Annotated in this window: 18 protein-coding genes; 5 read left to right on the forward strand and 13 right to left on the reverse strand. The window is 36.5% G+C overall.

Annotated features, from left to right (window positions below; genetic code table 11):
• Positions 1-2 precede the first annotated feature (2 nt).
• From ACEPXG_RS10085 to mce, 5 genes are all read right to left on the reverse strand, one after another.
• Complete coding sequence (locus tag ACEPXG_RS10085; RefSeq protein ID WP_391209872.1) at positions 3-1211, reverse strand: DNA polymerase IV; 1209 nt, start codon at positions 1209-1211, stop codon at positions 3-5.
• A 91-nt stretch (positions 1212-1302) separates the two neighbouring features.
• Positions 1303-1800, reverse strand: a complete 498-nt coding sequence (locus ACEPXG_RS10090) for a chemotaxis protein CheW (RefSeq protein ID WP_391201660.1) — start codon at positions 1798-1800, stop codon at positions 1303-1305.
• Positions 1801-1822: 22 nt separating this feature from the next.
• Positions 1823-2935 carry a M20/M25/M40 family metallo-hydrolase gene (locus tag ACEPXG_RS10095; RefSeq protein WP_391201663.1) on the reverse strand — a complete coding sequence of 371 codons (1113 nt, stop codon included), beginning with the start codon at positions 2933-2935 and terminating at the stop codon, positions 1823-1825.
• 18 nt (positions 2936-2953) lie between these two features.
• Positions 2954-4501 carry an acyl-CoA carboxylase subunit beta gene (locus ACEPXG_RS10100; protein ID WP_391209874.1) on the reverse strand — a complete coding sequence of 516 codons (1548 nt, stop codon included), beginning with the start codon at positions 4499-4501 and terminating at the stop codon, positions 2954-2956.
• A gap of 4 nt (positions 4502-4505) precedes the next feature.
• Positions 4506-4916, reverse strand: coding sequence for a methylmalonyl-CoA epimerase (gene mce / locus ACEPXG_RS10105; RefSeq protein WP_391201666.1), 411 nt, complete (start codon positions 4914-4916; stop codon positions 4506-4508).
• A gap of 126 nt (positions 4917-5042) precedes the next feature.
• Here mce and prli42 point away from each other — a divergent pair, with 126 nt between their 5' ends.
• A complete protein-coding gene (prli42, locus tag ACEPXG_RS10110; protein ID WP_151700257.1) occupies positions 5043-5138 on the forward strand; it encodes a stressosome-associated protein Prli42 in 96 nt (31 codons plus the stop codon).
• 49 nt (positions 5139-5187) lie between these two features.
• Here the strand turns inward: prli42 and ACEPXG_RS10115 are convergent, their stop codons facing one another.
• Genes ACEPXG_RS10115 through ACEPXG_RS10130 form a run of 4 tightly spaced genes read right to left on the reverse strand, consistent with a single transcriptional unit; the run spans position 5188 to position 10606 of the window.
• Positions 5188-5628: a BrxA/BrxB family bacilliredoxin gene (locus ACEPXG_RS10115; RefSeq protein ID WP_391115939.1), complete on the reverse strand. Its 441-nt coding sequence runs from the start codon at positions 5626-5628 to the stop codon at positions 5188-5190.
• Between the two features lie 40 nt (positions 5629-5668).
• Entirely contained in the window at positions 5669-6763 is a 1095-nt protein-coding gene (meaB, locus tag ACEPXG_RS10120; protein WP_391201669.1) for a methylmalonyl Co-A mutase-associated GTPase MeaB, read from the reverse strand.
• Positions 6763-8922, reverse strand: coding sequence for a methylmalonyl-CoA mutase (gene scpA / locus ACEPXG_RS10125; protein WP_391201673.1), 2160 nt, complete (start codon positions 8920-8922; stop codon positions 6763-6765). Before scpA ends, meaB begins: the two co-directional genes overlap by 1 nt.
• Positions 8909-10606 carry a methylmalonyl-CoA mutase family protein gene (locus ACEPXG_RS10130; RefSeq protein ID WP_391201676.1) on the reverse strand — a complete coding sequence of 566 codons (1698 nt, stop codon included), beginning with the start codon at positions 10604-10606 and terminating at the stop codon, positions 8909-8911. Before ACEPXG_RS10130 ends, scpA begins: the two co-directional genes overlap by 14 nt.
• 74 nt (positions 10607-10680) lie before the next feature.
• On the opposite strand from ACEPXG_RS10130, the gene ACEPXG_RS10135 reads away from it, so the two are divergent.
• Positions 10681-11382, forward strand: coding sequence for a zinc transporter family protein (locus tag ACEPXG_RS10135; protein WP_391201679.1), 702 nt, complete (start codon positions 10681-10683; stop codon positions 11380-11382).
• Between the two features lie 137 nt (positions 11383-11519).
• On the opposite strand, the gene ACEPXG_RS10140 is transcribed toward ACEPXG_RS10135, so the two are convergent.
• Together ACEPXG_RS10140 and ACEPXG_RS10145 are read right to left on the reverse strand one after the other, a co-directional pair.
• Positions 11520-12752 carry an ATP-binding protein gene (locus ACEPXG_RS10140; protein WP_391201682.1) on the reverse strand — a complete coding sequence of 411 codons (1233 nt, stop codon included), beginning with the start codon at positions 12750-12752 and terminating at the stop codon, positions 11520-11522.
• Between the two features lie 360 nt (positions 12753-13112).
• Complete coding sequence (locus tag ACEPXG_RS10145) at positions 13113-13349, reverse strand: DUF3977 family protein (protein ID WP_391201685.1); 237 nt, start codon at positions 13347-13349, stop codon at positions 13113-13115.
• Between the two features lie 127 nt (positions 13350-13476).
• Here ACEPXG_RS10145 and ACEPXG_RS10150 point away from each other — a divergent pair, with 127 nt between their 5' ends.
• Positions 13477-13659, forward strand: coding sequence for a type II toxin-antitoxin system HicA family toxin (locus tag ACEPXG_RS10150; RefSeq protein ID WP_391201688.1), 183 nt, complete (start codon positions 13477-13479; stop codon positions 13657-13659).
• Positions 13660-13688: 29 nt separating this feature from the next.
• Positions 13689-14105 (forward strand): type II toxin-antitoxin system HicB family antitoxin, encoded by a 417-nt coding sequence (locus ACEPXG_RS10155; RefSeq protein ID WP_391201691.1) that lies wholly within the window; start codon positions 13689-13691, stop codon positions 14103-14105.
• A gap of 365 nt (positions 14106-14470) precedes the next feature.
• Here the strand turns inward: ACEPXG_RS10155 and ACEPXG_RS10160 are convergent, their stop codons facing one another.
• Positions 14471-15235 carry a nucleotidyltransferase domain-containing protein gene (locus ACEPXG_RS10160; protein ID WP_391201695.1) on the reverse strand — a complete coding sequence of 255 codons (765 nt, stop codon included), beginning with the start codon at positions 15233-15235 and terminating at the stop codon, positions 14471-14473.
• Positions 15236-15439: 204 nt separating this feature from the next.
• Here ACEPXG_RS10160 and ACEPXG_RS10165 point away from each other — a divergent pair, with 204 nt between their 5' ends.
• Positions 15440-16042 carry a hypothetical protein gene (locus ACEPXG_RS10165; RefSeq protein ID WP_391201697.1) on the forward strand — a complete coding sequence of 201 codons (603 nt, stop codon included), beginning with the start codon at positions 15440-15442 and terminating at the stop codon, positions 16040-16042.
• Between the two features lie 108 nt (positions 16043-16150).
• Here the strand turns inward: ACEPXG_RS10165 and ACEPXG_RS10170 are convergent, their stop codons facing one another.
• Positions 16151-16636, reverse strand: coding sequence for a GNAT family N-acetyltransferase (locus ACEPXG_RS10170; protein WP_391201700.1), 486 nt, complete (start codon positions 16634-16636; stop codon positions 16151-16153).
• Positions 16637-16788: the final 152 nt, after the last annotated feature.

Here is a 16788-nt window from a genome sequence, read left to right on the forward strand (position 1 = left end):
TCTCACCTTTTCTCATGATCATCTAAAAAATCTTTACTAAAACTCGTTTTTGATTCTAAAGAGGATTTCTTTTTAACTTTCATTCCCCTTTTTATACTATCTGCACCAAACTTTGCTTGCAGTTGTTCTACAAGCTTTAAAATAGGCTCTTCTTTTGCATGTTTTTCAAAATTAAATATGGATAGCTGCTCCACATACTCGCCTTTATCATGCACATTATTAACGGTAACACCAAGCAAACGAATAGGCTCCCCATCCCATGTGGAATGAAATAATGTTTTAGCAAGAAGAAATATTTGTTGTTCTTCAAACAGGCGATTTTGCATCGTTTTAGATTTCGTTTTATTTTTCCAATTAGCATCACGGATATGTATAGTAATTGATCTCCCTGCAAGGTTTTTGGAGTCTAGTCTAGCAGCTACTTTTTTTGACAATCGTAATAAAACTTTGTCAATTTCCACTTTATTCGTTTCATCATACGGCAAAGTAGTGGAGTTTCCAACACTTTTTGTATCAAAAATAGAAGTAGGATCAACTAGCCTATCGTCTATCCCGTTTGCTCTTTCAGAAAGTCTTAATCCTACTTTCCCTAACTTTTCCTTCATTATACCCAATGGAATATTCGCCAAATCTCCAATTGTTTTAATTCCTATATTGGAAAGTTTTTTTGCGGTACTTTCCCCTACACCATGCATCTCTATAACAGGAAGTGGCCATAACTTTTCTGCTACTTCTCGCTTTCGCAAAACTGTTATTCCCATAGGCTTTTTCATATTAGATGCTGTTTTGGCTAAAAACTTATTTGGCGCAATTCCTATAGAGCTAGGTAAATCCAGTTCTCGTATCAATCTTTGTTGAATGGATTCTGCAACTGCGACAGCGCCTATGGATAAATCCAAATCACTTACATCCATATATCCTTCGTCAATCGATACTGGTTCAACGAGTTCAGTGTAAGATCGTAGAATGTCGAACATTGCCATCGAAGCAATTCGGTATCGTTCAAAATTTGGTGGAAGTAATAGTATTTCTGGGCATTTACGTTTTGCTTCCCAAACTGACATGGTTGTGTAAACGCCCCTTGCTCGTGCTTCATAAGAACGGGTGACTAATATTCCACGGCGTTCCTTCGGGTTTCCTGCAATTGCAATTGGTTTTCCTTTTAGTGAGGGATCATGCGCTTGTTCGACAGAAGCATAGAAGCTGTTCATATCTAGATGAAAAATTATTCTATTTCTTCTCTTCAAAAAATTCACCTCTCATATGGAAAAAAGGTAGCTATATTAAGCTACCTCCAACTTGTTAGTTACGGTCTTCCACCATAGCTAACTCCTCTTTTTTCACTGCTTCTAAATATGCTTGAATATCTTTTATACCTTCTATGGAACGAACTAAAATAGAAGGATCTACTATTGTAATCATACGGTTTTCTAAATTTGCAACTCCTGTAAAGTATTGCGTTTTTGTGTAATTTACTAACCCAATTTGCTTTATATCTTCGGAAGCAATATCTAATATCTCTTTTGCTTCAATCACCAGAAGTCCGATTGACATATCTTGTGTGTGCATCGTGATAACGCGTGCTGATTCATTGTCAGAACCACTTCGATTATATAGTATTTGCTCGAAATCAATAATTGGAACTAGCTCGCCTCGAATTTTCATCAAGCCGATTAAATAATTTGGTAAATGTGGTATCGGGTTAATATGTTCTAATTTTTCAATAGATATAACATGTTCGATTGGAACAGCATATTCTTCGTTTCCACATTGAAAAACAACTACTTTTTCACTAGACAATAAATAGTACCCCCTATAGTAATTATTCTGCAGCTACTTTCACAATTTCAACAAGTAAATCTGCAAGTTTTTCTAACTCTTCTACTGGCATACGCTCGTTGGTTGTATGAATTTCTTCATATCCAACAGACAAAATTACTGTGGGAATGCCGAATCCAGCAATGACGTTTGCATCACTGCCTCCACCACTAGTTTTAATATCGGCAGTTCGTCCAATACTTTCAACTGCACGTTTTGCAACTTGTACGCCTTGATGGTCTTCTTCAAAGCGGAAACCTGGATACATTAACTGTGTTTCTGTTTCGGCGGAACCGCCATGTTTTTCAGCAGTTTCTTTAAATACTTGCACCATATGTGCCACTTGTGCATCTAACTTTTCTTTATTAATCGAACGAGCTTCTGCTAATATATGCACTTCATCGCACACGATATTTGTTGCTTGTCCACCTTCAAAACGACCGATATTCGCAGTAGTTTCATTGTCAATTCGACCTAGTTTCATTGCTGAAATAGCCTTTGAAGCTAATGTAATGGCAGAAACACCTTTTTCAGGCGCAACTCCTGCATGTGCGGTTCTTCCTTTAATCGTTGTCCAAAGTTTTGATTGGAAAGGAGCTGCAGTGACAATGCCACCAACTGTTCCATCACTATCAATTGCATAGCCATACTTAGCTGTAAGCATTGAAGGATCTAATTCTTTTGCTCCAACAAGACCACTTTCTTCTCCAGCAGTGATGACTACTTGAATATCCCCGTGCTCTATATTTTCTTCTTTTAATCTTCTGATTGCTTCAAAAAGAGCAGCAATTCCAGCTTTATCATCTGCCCCTAAAATGGTTGTACCATCTGAATAAATATAGCCATCTTCTTTTAAAATAGGTTGAATACCTTTTCCTGGAACAACTGTATCCATATGCACCGTAAAGTAAATAGAATCTGCATCTGCTTTGGTCCCTTTAAGCGTTCCTATTAAGTTTCCAGCTCCATGTCCATTTTTTTCAGCAGAATCATCTTGGATGACAGAAAACCCCAATCGTTCCAATTTATCCATTAAGATAGGCGCAATTACTTGCTCATGTTTTGTTTCTGAGTCGATTTTTACAAGTTCAAAAAATTCTTCTATTAGACGATTCATCTTATTTTCAGACTCCTTTTATAGTGGAATATTCCCATGTTTTTTATTAGGTCGTGATTCTTTTTTATTTCGCATCATTTCCAATGCTTGAATCAGTTTAATACGTGTTTCACGAGGGTCGATAACATCATCCACCATACCCATGGATGCAGCCACATATGGGTTGGCAAACTTTTCACGATATTCTTCGATCTTTTCTGCACGAACTTGTTCGGGATTATCACTGTTTGCAATTTCACGGGCAAAAATAATATTCGCTGCTCCTTGAGGTCCCATTACGGCAATCTCTGCATTAGGCCAAGCAAACACAACATCTGCTCCAATAGATTTGGAATTCAATGCAACATATGCACCGCCGTATGCTTTACGTAAAATAACCGTCATTTTTGGAACTGTTGCTTCTGAGTAGGCAAATAAAATCTTCGCTCCATGACGAATAATACCGCCATGTTCTTGCTTAATACCTGGGAAGAAGCCTGTAACATCTTCAAACGTAATAATCGGGATATTAAATGCATCACAGAATCGAATAAATCTGGCTGCTTTATCACTTGAATCAATATCAAGTCCACCAGCCATTACTTTTGGTTGATTACAAACGAGCCCTACAACTTCTCCTTTAATGCGAGCTAGTCCAATCACTATATTTTTCGCAAATTCCTTTTGTACTTCTAAAAAAGAATCCGTATCAACCACTTGCTCGATCACTTTGCGAATATCGTATGGACGAATTGCTTCAAAAGGGACGATATCAGCTAAATCAGGACGATCATCATTTTCACTTGGCACTTCTACGATTGCAGCCTTCTCTTCAAAACTTTGCGGTAAATAACTTAGTAACAAGCGTACACTTTCCAAAACTTCTTCTTCCGTTTTCCCACGGAAATGTGCATTACCACTAATCGTATTATGTACTTTTGAGCCACCTAAATCTTCTGCGGAAATTTTTTCACCAGTTACCGTCTCAATTACTTTCGGTCCCGTTATGAACATTTGACTTGTTTCATCGGTCATAAAAACAAAGTCCGTAATCGCGGGTGAATAAACAGCTCCACCGGCACATGGCCCTAAAATAACCGAAATTTGTGGAATTACACCAGAATAGATAGCATTGCGATAAAAGATTTGGCCGTAACCATCTAGTGAAACAACACCTTCCTGTATACGAGCACCACCCGAATCATTTAAACCAATGAACGGCGCACCATTTTTGGCAGCCAAATCCATGACATTTGCAATTTTTAAAGCATGCATTTCACCAAGTGCGCCACCAAAAACCGTGAAGTCTTGTGAGAATAAATAAATTGGACGACCATTTACTTTCCCGTACCCAGTTACTACCCCATCACCAGGTCCTTCTTGCTTATCCATACCAAAATCTACAGTTCGATGTTGTATAAATGGATTTAATTCAACAAAAGATCCTTTATCCACAAGAAGATCAATTCGTTCTCTAGCAGTTAACTTGCCCTTTTCATGTTGCTTTTCAATTCGAGCGTCACCGCCACCCAGCTCAATTTTTCGTTTGCGATCGTATAGATCATTAATTTTCTCATAAATATCCATCTGATTACTTCGCTCCCTCTGATTTATCACATAATTCATACAAAACTCCACCTGAAGCTTTTGGATGAATGAAAGCTACTTGAGCACCATGTGCCCCAGCTTTAGGCGTCTCTTGAATAAGCCGAACCCCTTTTTCTTTTAGCTCATTTAAACGTTCTTGAATATTAGACACTCCGAAGGCAATATGATGGATGCCTTCCCCTTTTTTCTCGATGAACGAATGAATCGTACTTGTCTCATCAAGGGGTTGTAGTAACTCAAGGTTCAAATTTCCACTGTCGATAAAAGCAACTCGTACTTTCTCAGATGGAACTTCTTCAATATGTATAAGTTTTAGTCCTAATGTTTCTATATAATAAGGAAGTGCTTCTTCAATACTTTTTACCGCAATACCAATATGATCTACTTTCTCCATTTTTCCCAACACCCCATATATTTAGACTATATCTTCTATTGTACATATTTCAAAAAAAAATCGCTACCTCTTGTGCTTTTTTTCGAATTTGATAAAATGAAAGTAATTGTTAAAGGAGTGTAGTTCATGGGCAATCAAAAATTTCGTAAAGTTATTGTATATTTAATGGTTTTAATCATGGTTATGTCTTCATTACTATTCGGATTAAGCTTTATCTTGTAATTTCATTAAAAACAGCGGAGGCAATTAAATGCTTCCGCTGTTTTTAGTATTAAATCTCTTCGCAATGCTCTTCAAACAACGCTTGGATATGTGTAATAACAGACATTGGATCATGTCCTTCTATTTCGTGACGACCAACTTCCGCAATAGCTTCTCCGTCTTTTAATAAAACAAATGATGGAGAAGAAGGTAAATGTTCATCACCAAAATGATTGCGCGCTTGTTGTGTAGCTAATTTATCTTGCCCTGCAAATACAGTTACAAGATGATCCGGTCTTTTATCATAATGAACAGCATTTGCTGCTGCTGGACGTGCAATTCCTCCTGCACATCCACAAACTGAGTTAATCATTACTAGAGTTGTACCTGGACGAGCAAATGCAGTATTTACTTCCTCCGGTGATGTTAATTGCTCATAACCGCTTGCTTCCATTTCTCCACGGGCTTGCATGACCATATCATTCATCAATAAATTAAAATCCATATTCATAATTAAACGCTCCTTTCCAAACTATTTTTATCTTAGCAGATTATTGCTTAGAATTCGAGGAAAATAACTCTTCAACTGCCTGTGAAACCGTTACTTTTTCATCCCTCACTAGACTTTCTAATTGTGCCATTGTTTCTTTCTTTTCTACTGATGAAAAGAAGTCTCTATATAAACGATCTACTATCATCGATTTGAACCAATCAACCGTTTGTTCTTTTCTTCTGTATTGCCAGGCATTTTGTTCAATCATTTCTTTCTTAAATGATTGGATTGTCTCCCAAACCGAGTCTAGACCAGACTTATATAAGGAAGAAACCGCCAAAGCAGGTGTATTCCAGTTTGGGGAAGATGGGGCTAAAAAGTGTAGAATTTGTTTATATTCTGCTACTGTCTTCTTAGCTAATTTCTCATTTGCTCCATCTGCTTTATTGACCACTAAAGCATCTGCAAGTTCCATAATCCCTTTTTTCATTCCCTGTAGTTCATCACCGGCGCCAGTTAGTGCAAGAAGTAGAAAGAAATCGACCATTCCTCGTACAATCGTTTCACTTTGCCCAACGCCAACTGTTTCTACTAAAATAATGTCATAACCTGCTGCTTCGCATAAAAGCATCGTTTCTCTCGATTTTTTGTGTACGCCACCAAGTGTTCCTGCGGATGGAGAAGGTCTGATAAAAGCATTCGGATGCTTTGCAAGCTCCTCCATCCTTGTTTTATCACCTAATATACTTCCACCCGTTAGTGAGGAGCTTGGGTCTATCGCAAGCACCGCTACTTTATAACCTTGATCACATAGCATCTTTCCAAAAGCTTCAATAAACGTACTTTTCCCAGCACCAGGTACACCCGTAATGCCAATTCGAATACTGTTACCTGTATGTCTTAATAATGATTTGAGTAATTGTTGACCAATAGCTTGTTGATCACTAACTGTACTTTCAATGAAAGTGATTGCTTTTGCTAAATGAAGCCTAGAGCCTTTTTGAATTTCACGGAGATATTCTTCCTGATCAATAACTAGTGCATTCTTTTTCGAAAACTTCTTTACAGAAGCTTTTCCCATTCCATCATGTTGAGATTTAATCCCACTCATCACATGCATCGCCGATTGGTTTGTTTTATCTGTTTCAGCCATTAGCCTTCCACTTCCTCATAACCCAATCGTTTATAGATTTCTTCGATTACTTTTTGTGCTGCTACTGGTATAACTGTTCCGGGTCCGAAAATTGCAGATGCTCCATTTTCACGTAAGAAAGCATAATCTTGAGCAGGAATAACTCCTCCAACAACGATTAAAATATCTTCTCTCCCTAGTTTAGCTAGTTCTTCTCGTAATGCAGGAACTAACGTCATATGACCGGCTGCAAGCGAACTTACTCCTACAACATGTACATCGTTTTCCACCGCTTGCTGAGCAGTTTCTGCCGGTGTTTGGAATAAAGGACTAATATCCACATCAAACCCTAAATCAGCAAACGCAGTTGCAATCACTTTTGCACCACGGTCATGTCCATCTTGACCCATTTTCGCAATTAAAATACGAGGGCGTCTCCCTTCGTTTTCTAGGAAATCCTCCGACATTTGTTTCACAGCTTCGATTTCATCTGCATCATTAAAGTTCGCACTATACACTCCACTCACGGAACGAATCACCGCCTTATGTCTTCCAGCTACTACTTCAATTGCATCCGAAATTTCTCCTATCGTTGCACGTTTTCTAGCAGCATCCACAGCAACTGCTAATAGATTTTCGTTACCTGTTCTAGCTGCTTCGGTTAATGTAATAAGGGCTTCTTGCACTTCTTTTTCATCACGATTTTCTTTTACTTTTACTAAACGTTCCATTTGTTTTTGTCGAACTACTGTATTATCGATATTTAAAATATCAATTGCATCTTCTTGATCTAATCGGTATTTGTTCACCCCGATAATAATTTCTTTCGAGGAGTCGATTTGTGCTTGCTTTTTCGCTGCTGCTTCTTCAATTTTCATTTTCGGAAGGCCAGTTTCAATTGCTTTAGCCATGCCACCAAGTTCTTCGATTTCTTCGATGAGAGCCCAAGCTTTTTCCATTAACTCGTTCGTTAGTGTTTCTACATAATACGAACCACCCCATGGATCAATTACTTTCGTCATATTCGTTTCTTCTTGCAGGAATAACTGTGTATTCCGTGCAATTCGTGCTGAGAAATCCGTTGGAAGTGCAATTGCTTCGTCGAGCGCATTTGTATGAAGTGATTGGGTATGCCCCATTGCAGCTGCATTTGCTTCTACTAAAGTTCTCGTTACATTATTAAATGGATCTTGCTCGGTTAAACTCCAACCAGACGTTTGTGAATGTGTACGCAATGCTAATGTTTTTGGATTTTTAGGATCGAAGCTAGACATCATTTGTGCCCAAATTCTTCGAGCAGCGCGCATTTTTGCTACTTCCATGAAGTAATTCATACCAATTGCCCAGAAAAATGAAAGTCTCGGTGCGAATGAATCAATTTCAATGCCCGCTTTTAATCCTGTTCGAACATACTCCAGACCATCCGCTAATGTGTAGGCAAGCTCGATGTCTGCTGTTGCACCTGCTTCCTGCATATGGTAACCAGAAATTGAAATAGAGTTGAATATAGGCATTTTTTTTGCTGTATAAGCAAAGATATCCGCAATAATTTTCATCGACATTTCAGGTGTGTAAATATATGTATTCCGAACCATATATTCTTTCAAAATGTCATTTTGAATCGTTCCAGCAAGTTGATCGGGAGATACCCCTTGTTCTTCTGCAGTCACGATGTAAAATGCTAGAATTGGTAGTACTGCACCGTTCATCGTCATTGATACAGACATTTGGTCGAGTGGAATTCCATCGAATAATATCTTCATATCTTCCACCGAATCGATTGCAACTCCCGCTTTACCTACATCCCCAGTAACGCGTTCATGATCCGAATCATAGCCGCGGTGTGTCGCTAAGTCGAACGCAACGGACAGACCTTTTTGACCCATTGCTAAGTTTCTTCTATAGAATGCGTTACTTTCTTCCGCAGTAGAAAAACCTGCATACTGACGAACCGTCCATGGTTTTGCCACATACATCGTCGGATATGGTCCACGTGTATTTGGCGCAATGCCCGGAAGGTCATTTAAATGTTTCACTAGACTGCGATCAGCTTCATCATATACAGGCTTTAACTCAATACCTTCATTTGTTAAAAAAGAAGATGCTTTTTCTTGTACTTCAATACTAGATTTCTTTAATAAATTCTCAATCGATACGGCTGAATAATTAGGCGTTGTCATGTGAATTCCCCCCTTGGGCAAGTGCTAGAAGTTCTTTTCCTTTATCTAAAAGAGATTGTCCAGCAAAAATACGTCCAGATAGCCCAGCATCTAGCCAGTCTTCATATTCGTCAAACTTCCCTGCTACATCCATTGGCACAGATAATTTTTCGTTTAACAAAGCGGGTACTAATCCAGCTGTTTGTTCATCATTTCCAACAAACACGACATAATTAATATGATGTTCATCAATCCATTTTTGAAGATCAAAAGGTTTTAAGTTTTCCGGTGCCACAACTGGTGAGATTCCTAGCGATACTAAGTACCCACTAACAAAATCCATTCGTGGTTTATATTCTTTTAATACACCATAAGGAATAATAGCTGCGTTTAAAGGATTCGCTTTAAACGCTTTTCGCAACAATTCAAAAGGCTCTGCTAAACGCTTGTAATCAGTCGATATAATTTGTGCATCCAATTCATCTTCCGGATTTGCATAGTTATTTGTACCAATTAAAGACTTCTTGCGTGTTGAAAGTGCTTCTAATTGCTGCTCCCATTTGATTGCTGCTCGCTCTTGAAGTTTTGCTTCTCTTACTTCCAGCGTATCTTCTTTCATTAACTCTAAAAACAATGTCCATGCCTTTTCCACAAGCTCTTTTGTTAATGTTTCTAAATAGTAAGATCCACCAGCTGCATCTAATACGCGACCGATATGCGTTTCTTCTTTTAGGACTAGTTGCATATTTCTTGCAATTCGTTTAGAGGTTTGATTGACACCAGTTAATAGATCATGAGGATGCGTTGTTACGCTATCTGCACCACCTAAAACCGCTGCTAAAGCGCTATTCGCTGCTCGAAGAATATTCACATTTGGATCAAGTGCAGAAAAAGAACGTAATGATGTTTCCGCATGAACGGGAATTGCTGAAATTTCCGTCTTTCCATATGCTTCGCCAAATGCTTGCCAAAGTACACGGAACGCACGAATTTTTGCCATTTCCATAAAGAAGTTACTGTCTACGGAAAATTGAACAAACCCTTTTTCCTCGACCTGATCAATTCCCATTTCAGAAGATGAAGAATCGGCCTGTACAAGCACACTAGCAAGCTCACTCACCGCATCTCCTCCAGCTTTGTGAATGGAAGTTCCATCTAAGAAAAAAGTACGTGAATTTGATACAGCGTTTGTACTTGCACCTTTCACACAGCCTTTCAAATCAGTAAAGTTATGTAAAAAGGCGTGATCTGCTGTTATATCCAAATAAACAGGGTGTATTTTCAATAATGATTGTAATTCTTCTAATTGGGAAGCATCCCAAGCGTGTCTATTTTGCAACGTATAATGAATTACATCATTACCTTTCTCAAGTGATTCTTTTATTTCAGCAAGAACTTCTTCGCTTGAGTTGCCTGTAGAAACTTGGGATACTAACCAATTCGCATTAGTGGTAGCCTGTCTAATAGTTTCTGTTTGATTTACAGGTATTTCCGCTAAATCTGCTAAAGAATAAAGCGGTTTCAAAATTATATCTTCTAAAGTTTTTGTCGAAAGTGATTCAAGTGTCTTCCCTTTTAAGGATTTAATAGCAACTTGCTCCCATTCTGCAAGCGTAGCTTCTTTAAATGTCGTTTCCTTCATCTTATGTATAGTCATATGAACGCTTTCGCTTCCCCCTTGTAAAATCATTCGTACTATTTTCATTTTACACATGCTCATACCTATAAACAATATGCATATATTTTGTAGACAGGATTACTAATAATTTTGGTTGGAGAGTGCTGGAGTTGGTTGCATTCATTCTTGGTGGATTTCTTTTCTTGAGTGTCAGTGCAGGTGGAGGTATCGCTTGGTTCGTTTCTAAAATATTTCATGGTTCAAATGAAGGACTGGCACTATTATGCGGGGGATTTTTAGTAGGTTTACTAACTCTCGATATTATTCCATCTGCATTAAAAATGTATCAATTATTAGAAATTGTTCTCGGAATACTTATCGGATATATTTTTCTTGTAGCGATGCACAATTTTCTCTTTTCATCTAAATCACGTAAACCTTCCGTCTACTTGATTACACTTGCCTTGTTCATACATACAATCCCATTAAGCTTGACTATCGGAAATTTGCTTGGGAATTCTACCTTCAATGTTTCCATTACAACCTCCACAATTCTACACCATGCCCCAGAGGGATTCGCACTTACTTCAGCATTTCTATCACAAGGTAAAAAACTAATATGGCTATTTCTTTGTTTCGTTGGCTTATCTATTTGTTTTAGTGCTTTTATTTGGATTGGATATCACGTGAATCTCAACATAAAGGCACAAAGTGTACTTTTAGGCATATCTATTGGGCTTATTGGGGTTACAAGTGTAAAAGAATTTATTTTGATTAATATCCGTGTTGTCCCCGTAAGGCTTTTTTTAACATTTCTTCTGACGGGCTATCTCTTGAGTGTGCTATTTCATCTATGGTTATAAAGGCAGTTACATCAACATTACCCACATACTCTAAAATAGGGATATTGCTTAAAAAATGTAAGTAAATGTATTGTTACTATATGAATTTGAACAAGTAAAAAAAGGATGTGCAAGTGTGCACATCCTTTTTCTATACTTTATGTTGGAATGGTAATCGTAAAGGTTGTTCCCTCGCCTATTTTACTTTCCACATCAACTTTTCCTTTAATTTTGCTAATAGTTCCATATACCATTAACATTCCAAGACCAGTTCCTTCTTTTTTGTTAGAATAATATGGCTTTCCTAAATGAAGGATTTCATCTTTCGTCATCCCTATTCCCTCGTCTTGAATACTGATGACAATATTCTTACCTTGCTCAATCACTTGTACGGAAAGAGTACCTCCCTCTTCCTTCATTGCTTCTATTGCATTTTTTAATAAGTTAATCAAACATTGCTTCATCTGATTTTGGTCAAATATTTTCTTTAAAGAATTGGAAAAAACACATACAATTTCAACATTATGGATTATAGCAAGGGGTATTAATATATTCTTTACATATTCCGTCTCTTCTTTTAAATCGGAATATACCATATGCTCTGATTGAGGTTTAGCAAATGCCAAATAATCATTTAAAATATGTTCCGCGCGAATCAATTCTTGTAAAGAAAAATCGATATACACTTTATCCTCACCTGTGATATTTTTTGATACATCCAATAATTGGAGAAATCCTTTCGTCACAGTCAAAGGGTTTCTGATTTCATGAGAAACACTCGCCGAAAGTTCACTCATGACATGCAACCGTTCCGCACGAAGGAAATTTTCTCGATTTTTTATATTTGAAATGATTTTTTCTATCATAATCAGGTTAATGGCTATGACAAATCCATGAGTGGTCACTGCATAAAAAGCTAATGTCCAATATTCTCTCGTTAGAATTTCAAAATATAAGGACAATTGGAGCAAATAAATAACCATGATCATCACACCTGCGATAACTCCTGTCATTATTCGATTCTTTGTATTATATCCCATAAATCGGTGCTTTATCATTGGCAAGACTATAAAAATGACTGTTGAATAAGCGAAAGACAGTACGAAACCATCTCCTCCGATTACCAATCGATATATATTCAATATGATATAAAGCGGAAGTAACCTTTTATAGCCTCCATAAAGAGCAACTATAATAAACGGAACATACCTCAAATCAAATAAAAATCCAATTTCCAGTCTAATTGGATAAATCATACATAGTAACATTGAAAGAGAGAAAAAAAGGAGAAAAAGTGAATAATGACTTTCCTTAATATTATCCAAAAAGACTACAGTCAGAAGAACCGGAAAAACTAAAAATAAAATATTGATTAAAAATGTTTCTAACAAAAGATTTCTTCCTCTCTCCTAAAAAAAATTATCGGTACTAGGAGATTTTGACTTCTGTCTACCTCATCAAAGGTTACGATAATATTAAAATAACTTTAACTAATGAATGAAAATTTACAATGATAAAATTATATCATACATGAAATTTTTAGAGCAAAATATTTTGCGATTTCCCTTTTTGAACAAAAAGGCATGACTAATTCAAGTAATAATTAGTATTTTTCAATCATTCGTTTTATTGCTTCAATAACAACTTCTTGTTCATCTTTTTGTAAATAATTTGTATAAACAACACATCCTTCTTCATTTTAGATTGCTCTTCTCTTTTTTTATTCTTTCAGAAGATACAATTTAATAAGTTTAACCACTGACTATACCAATTATAACTTTAAATTCGTTGCGGTTTTTCTTTTTTCTTTTAATACATTCTTTTAAATCCGCTATTACAACGGTTTTACCGATCCAGATTCTTAGATATAAGGAGTAGAATTTTATTGGTCCCTTTATGCCTTTTTCTTCATATTCAGTTCCATCTTCTAACTCAGTTTCAGTCCTAATTATCCATGTGTTTCCTATTCCAAATTCAATAAATTTCAAATTCAATTCACCTCAATAACCGAGTGGCATGCTGTTAATAACCCTATATAGTAATTTTTTTTCGAACATTTACACGTGTTATAATACGTGCTAAAATGAAAACATCAAAGGAGATGATAACCATCTAATGAATTCAAGAGAGCTTATGAATCACATTACTAAAGATGGTTGGTATTTAGACAGGGTAAAAGGATGTCACCATCAATTCAAACATCCTACGAAGCCCGGTTTAGTTACCATTCCACATCCCAAGAAAGACTTACCAAAAAGAACTGAGAAATCAATACTTAAACAAGCTGGGCTTGAATAAGGCACTCTTGTGAGGAGGTTAATTACAAAATGTTAAAAGAGCGATACATCTACCCTGCACTATTTAGCTATGACTCTGATGGAATCTCCGTTGAGTTTCCAGATTTACCAGGCTGCTTCACTTGTGGTGACACAGATGAAGAGGCACTTGCGATGGCAAAAGAAGCAATGGCCCTTCATCTGTATGGTTTGGAGGAAGATCAATGCAACATCCCTAACCCATCTTCACTCAAACAATTAACGATAGAATCAAATCAAGTGCCAACACTCATTGAAGTATGGATGCCACCATTTAGAAGTGAAATGCGAAACCAAGCAGTTAAGAAGACGTTAACAATTCCTAGATGGCTTGATGACACGGCGAAAGAACGGAAAGTCAACTACTCTCACCTACTGCAGGAAGCACTCAAGAATCATCTTGGTATACACAATGACCCACATAATTAATGTGGGTCATTTGTTTTAACAAGTAACTTAGTGGACCCGTTTCCCATTGAATTCTAAATTATTTTGTAATCTGGTACCCGTTTTTTTAATGGTCCCTTCATCAGTTCAAGTTTGTTCTCTAGCGATTTAACATGGTCGGGAAATTAACTAAATATCATGGATCTTGATAGTTTTTTAATTATCATCGGAAGTTAATACCGTAGTAACTGAAGTTCCTTCTCTCTCCACTTCTACAAAGCCTATTTCACGATAGAGATTTACAGTATTAGTATTTTCACATAGACGCTTAGTGATAATTCTTTATAACCACTTTTCTTTGCCTCATTTATAATAGAATTCATTCATTTAGTGCATCTTTTTTTGTTTTAGGAGAAAGAAGAAACCATTTGTTCCCACAATGGCTTAATCTTTTCAGGATGTACTACTTCAGAGAAAACCCATTCCGTCTCTCTGGATAGCAATTCACATATTAGCTGCACTGCCAGTTGGTGTTTTTCGGGTGTCATACTCTCGTAGACTTTCTTGATTTCCTGGATAATTCCTTTTGGAAGAGAAGACTGCAATGCTTTCAATCCCAATTGAGCTCTTCCTGGATTATACCGATGTAGTAACACTCTTGCTAGATGTGTCATAACTTGATGGAGCATACTAACTGACCAAATATCATTGCCTCGTGCAGATGATTTTTTATATTGAAAAAGGAACCATGCAACATCATCGACTGCATCCTGAAACTCTTCATCAGATAATTTCAGGTTCTGGGTCTGCTTGTATTTCTCCAATTTATAGTTTGGGTCGAAAAGAACTTTAAAAAAGTCCTTTTCGATATATGTAGTTTCTGTCACTGTAAACAGGTCTACATGCACTAAATTCTCATATACCGCAAGAATTTGTGGTGCCACAATAAAAATTTCATCATAAAATAGCAATTTGTTATAAGATTCCAAGTGCTTGATCCTTCTTGGAAGAAATTCTTCCTCATCTTCTTCATCCACTAAGCAATACAAATCGATATCCGAATGCTCATCTTGTTCGCCTCGCCCCATTGAGCCTTTTAAAAAAATCGCCTGAACCTTTTTGTCCTTTTTTAAACTACTTACAATTGCCTCTACTGTTTCCTCTAAAACCATTATGACTCACCGCTTGAAAAAGTAATTAATATCAGAAATATTTCGAAGTTGTGTCTTACATAGGGACATTTTTATGTCATTTTCATTGTAATTATGATCATCGATATATTCAACTATCGTAATCTAGGACCATTACGAGACATATTTTACTTTCAAGCATGCATAAAATAGTAGATAGGTTTCATTTACGAAAGGAGATTTACTTTGGCAGATAAAACGAAGCAACATTTTTATCAACGCTGGTGGTTTATTTTGATAGTTTTGATTTTAGGAATTGGAATTTTTGAAAATATAGTTAATCGTCTTGAGAAGGCAGATACAGATAGAGTCGAAGTCACTGACTCGCCATTTTACAAGAAAATGGAAAGAGAAGAACTGAAAGAAAAAATGGCGCAAAAACATAAGACGCCAGAAGTGGTTGCAGCAGAAATAATCATAAAGAATTTTGGAACGACAAACGTAGAGAAAGAAAGGGCTGTCCTTTCGTCTAGATTTGAAAGTGGTGTAGTTGAAGCTATTGCATTGGAGGAAAAAGTTAAATCTGCAAAATCCTCAAAACATTCTTTTCTGTACAATACAGTCGAATTTATGAAGGCGATGAAATCACAAGAAGAGGTTACTCAAGCTACATTAATCGTCCAAGCCCCACTTACAGATCGTTATGGGAATGTGGGAAATGGAGATGTTATGATAGTACTAATGAGTAGAGAAACTTTAAATAAAATAAACTTTAACAACTTTAATGCAGAAAATCTATCAGCTGTTGCTGATACTTACTGGGAGCATCCTGCTTTATCTGCTGAATAAACAAAGGTTTCTTTTAGTAATAAAAGTACTTTTAATTGGGTCCTATGTGGAATTAACTTCTACACGATTATGAATTATTTTAAGTTGTATCTTACAGGGACTATTAGGCTAATTATTGTTAAAATTCTTTTTCATTAATATAAAGACTACTGGATGTCCATAAAAATCGCCGTTATTCTCTTTTATTACCTTGAACCCTTCTCTTTCATAAAAAGCAAAATTGGGATTTCCTTTATAAACTGTTAACGACAAAGTTACCAGTTCTTTGAATTTTGAAAGTCCTGTTAATAAGAGTTGTTTTCCGCCCCCTTTTCCTTGATGATCTGGATGAATATATAAAGACTCTAAGAATACGTCTGAACTAGATAAGTCACTGGAGAAAAAAGCATAGCCCATAATTTCTTCCTTATCTTCGGCTACTAACGTTACGGAAGTTTTAAATCTATTTTCCATCGTTTCGGCAGAATAAGCGTCTTTTAGAACTTTCTCTTGTATATCTTTCGGAATAAACTTACTATATGTGGCCTTCCAAGTGTGTGCTGCAATAGCTCTGATGCTTTCTATGTCTGACAATTGCATATCTCTTATTATCATTTCTTTATCCCCCTTTAACGAACAGCTAGTCTTTTTATATTATCATATTATGAAAGATTCAAACATTTAGATTATTAGGCATTCTGTTTGTAGAAATAAAAATAGACTGAGTTGATATTTTAATCAATCAGTCTTTTGAGCAAATTTATAGT

It is taken from the genome of Psychrobacillus sp. L4 (assembly GCF_042944905.1).
Lineage (GTDB): Bacteria > Bacillota > Bacilli > Bacillales_A > Planococcaceae > Psychrobacillus.

What these genes read in the sequence shown, in the direction of transcription:
- prli42 (WP_151700257.1), top strand. Translation starts at nt 5,043, where the DNA reads ATGGGCAATCAAAAATTTCGTAAAGTTATTGTATATTTAATGGTTTTA.
- ACEPXG_RS10160 (WP_391201695.1), bottom strand. Translation starts at nt 15,235, where the DNA reads ATGGTTTTAGAGGAAACAGTAGAGGCAATTGTAAGTAGTTTAAAAAAG.
- ACEPXG_RS10115 (WP_391115939.1), bottom strand. Translation starts at nt 5,628, where the DNA reads ATGAATATGGATTTTAATTTATTGATGAATGATATGGTCATGCAAGCC.
- ACEPXG_RS10170 (WP_391201700.1), bottom strand. Translation starts at nt 16,636, where the DNA reads ATGATAATAAGAGATATGCAATTGTCAGACATAGAAAGCATCAGAGCT.
- ACEPXG_RS10130 (WP_391201676.1), bottom strand. Translation starts at nt 10,606, where the DNA reads ATGAAAATAGTACGAATGATTTTACAAGGGGGAAGCGAAAGCGTTCAT.
- mce (WP_391201666.1), bottom strand. Translation starts at nt 4,916, where the DNA reads ATGGAGAAAGTAGATCATATTGGTATTGCGGTAAAAAGTATTGAAGAA.
- ACEPXG_RS10100 (WP_391209874.1), bottom strand. Translation starts at nt 4,501, where the DNA reads ATGGATATTTATGAGAAAATTAATGATCTATACGATCGCAAACGAAAA.
- ACEPXG_RS10095 (WP_391201663.1), bottom strand. Translation starts at nt 2,935, where the DNA reads ATGAATCGTCTAATAGAAGAATTTTTTGAACTTGTAAAAATCGACTCA.
- scpA (WP_391201673.1), bottom strand. Translation starts at nt 8,922, where the DNA reads ATGACAACGCCTAATTATTCAGCCGTATCGATTGAGAATTTATTAAAG.
- meaB (WP_391201669.1), bottom strand. Translation starts at nt 6,763, where the DNA reads ATGGCTGAAACAGATAAAACAAACCAATCGGCGATGCATGTGATGAGT.
- ACEPXG_RS10085 (WP_391209872.1), bottom strand. Translation starts at nt 1,211, where the DNA reads ATGAACAGCTTCTATGCTTCTGTCGAACAAGCGCATGATCCCTCACTA.
- ACEPXG_RS10150 (WP_391201688.1), top strand. Translation starts at nt 13,477, where the DNA reads ATGAATTCAAGAGAGCTTATGAATCACATTACTAAAGATGGTTGGTAT.
- ACEPXG_RS10155 (WP_391201691.1), top strand. Translation starts at nt 13,689, where the DNA reads ATGTTAAAAGAGCGATACATCTACCCTGCACTATTTAGCTATGACTCT.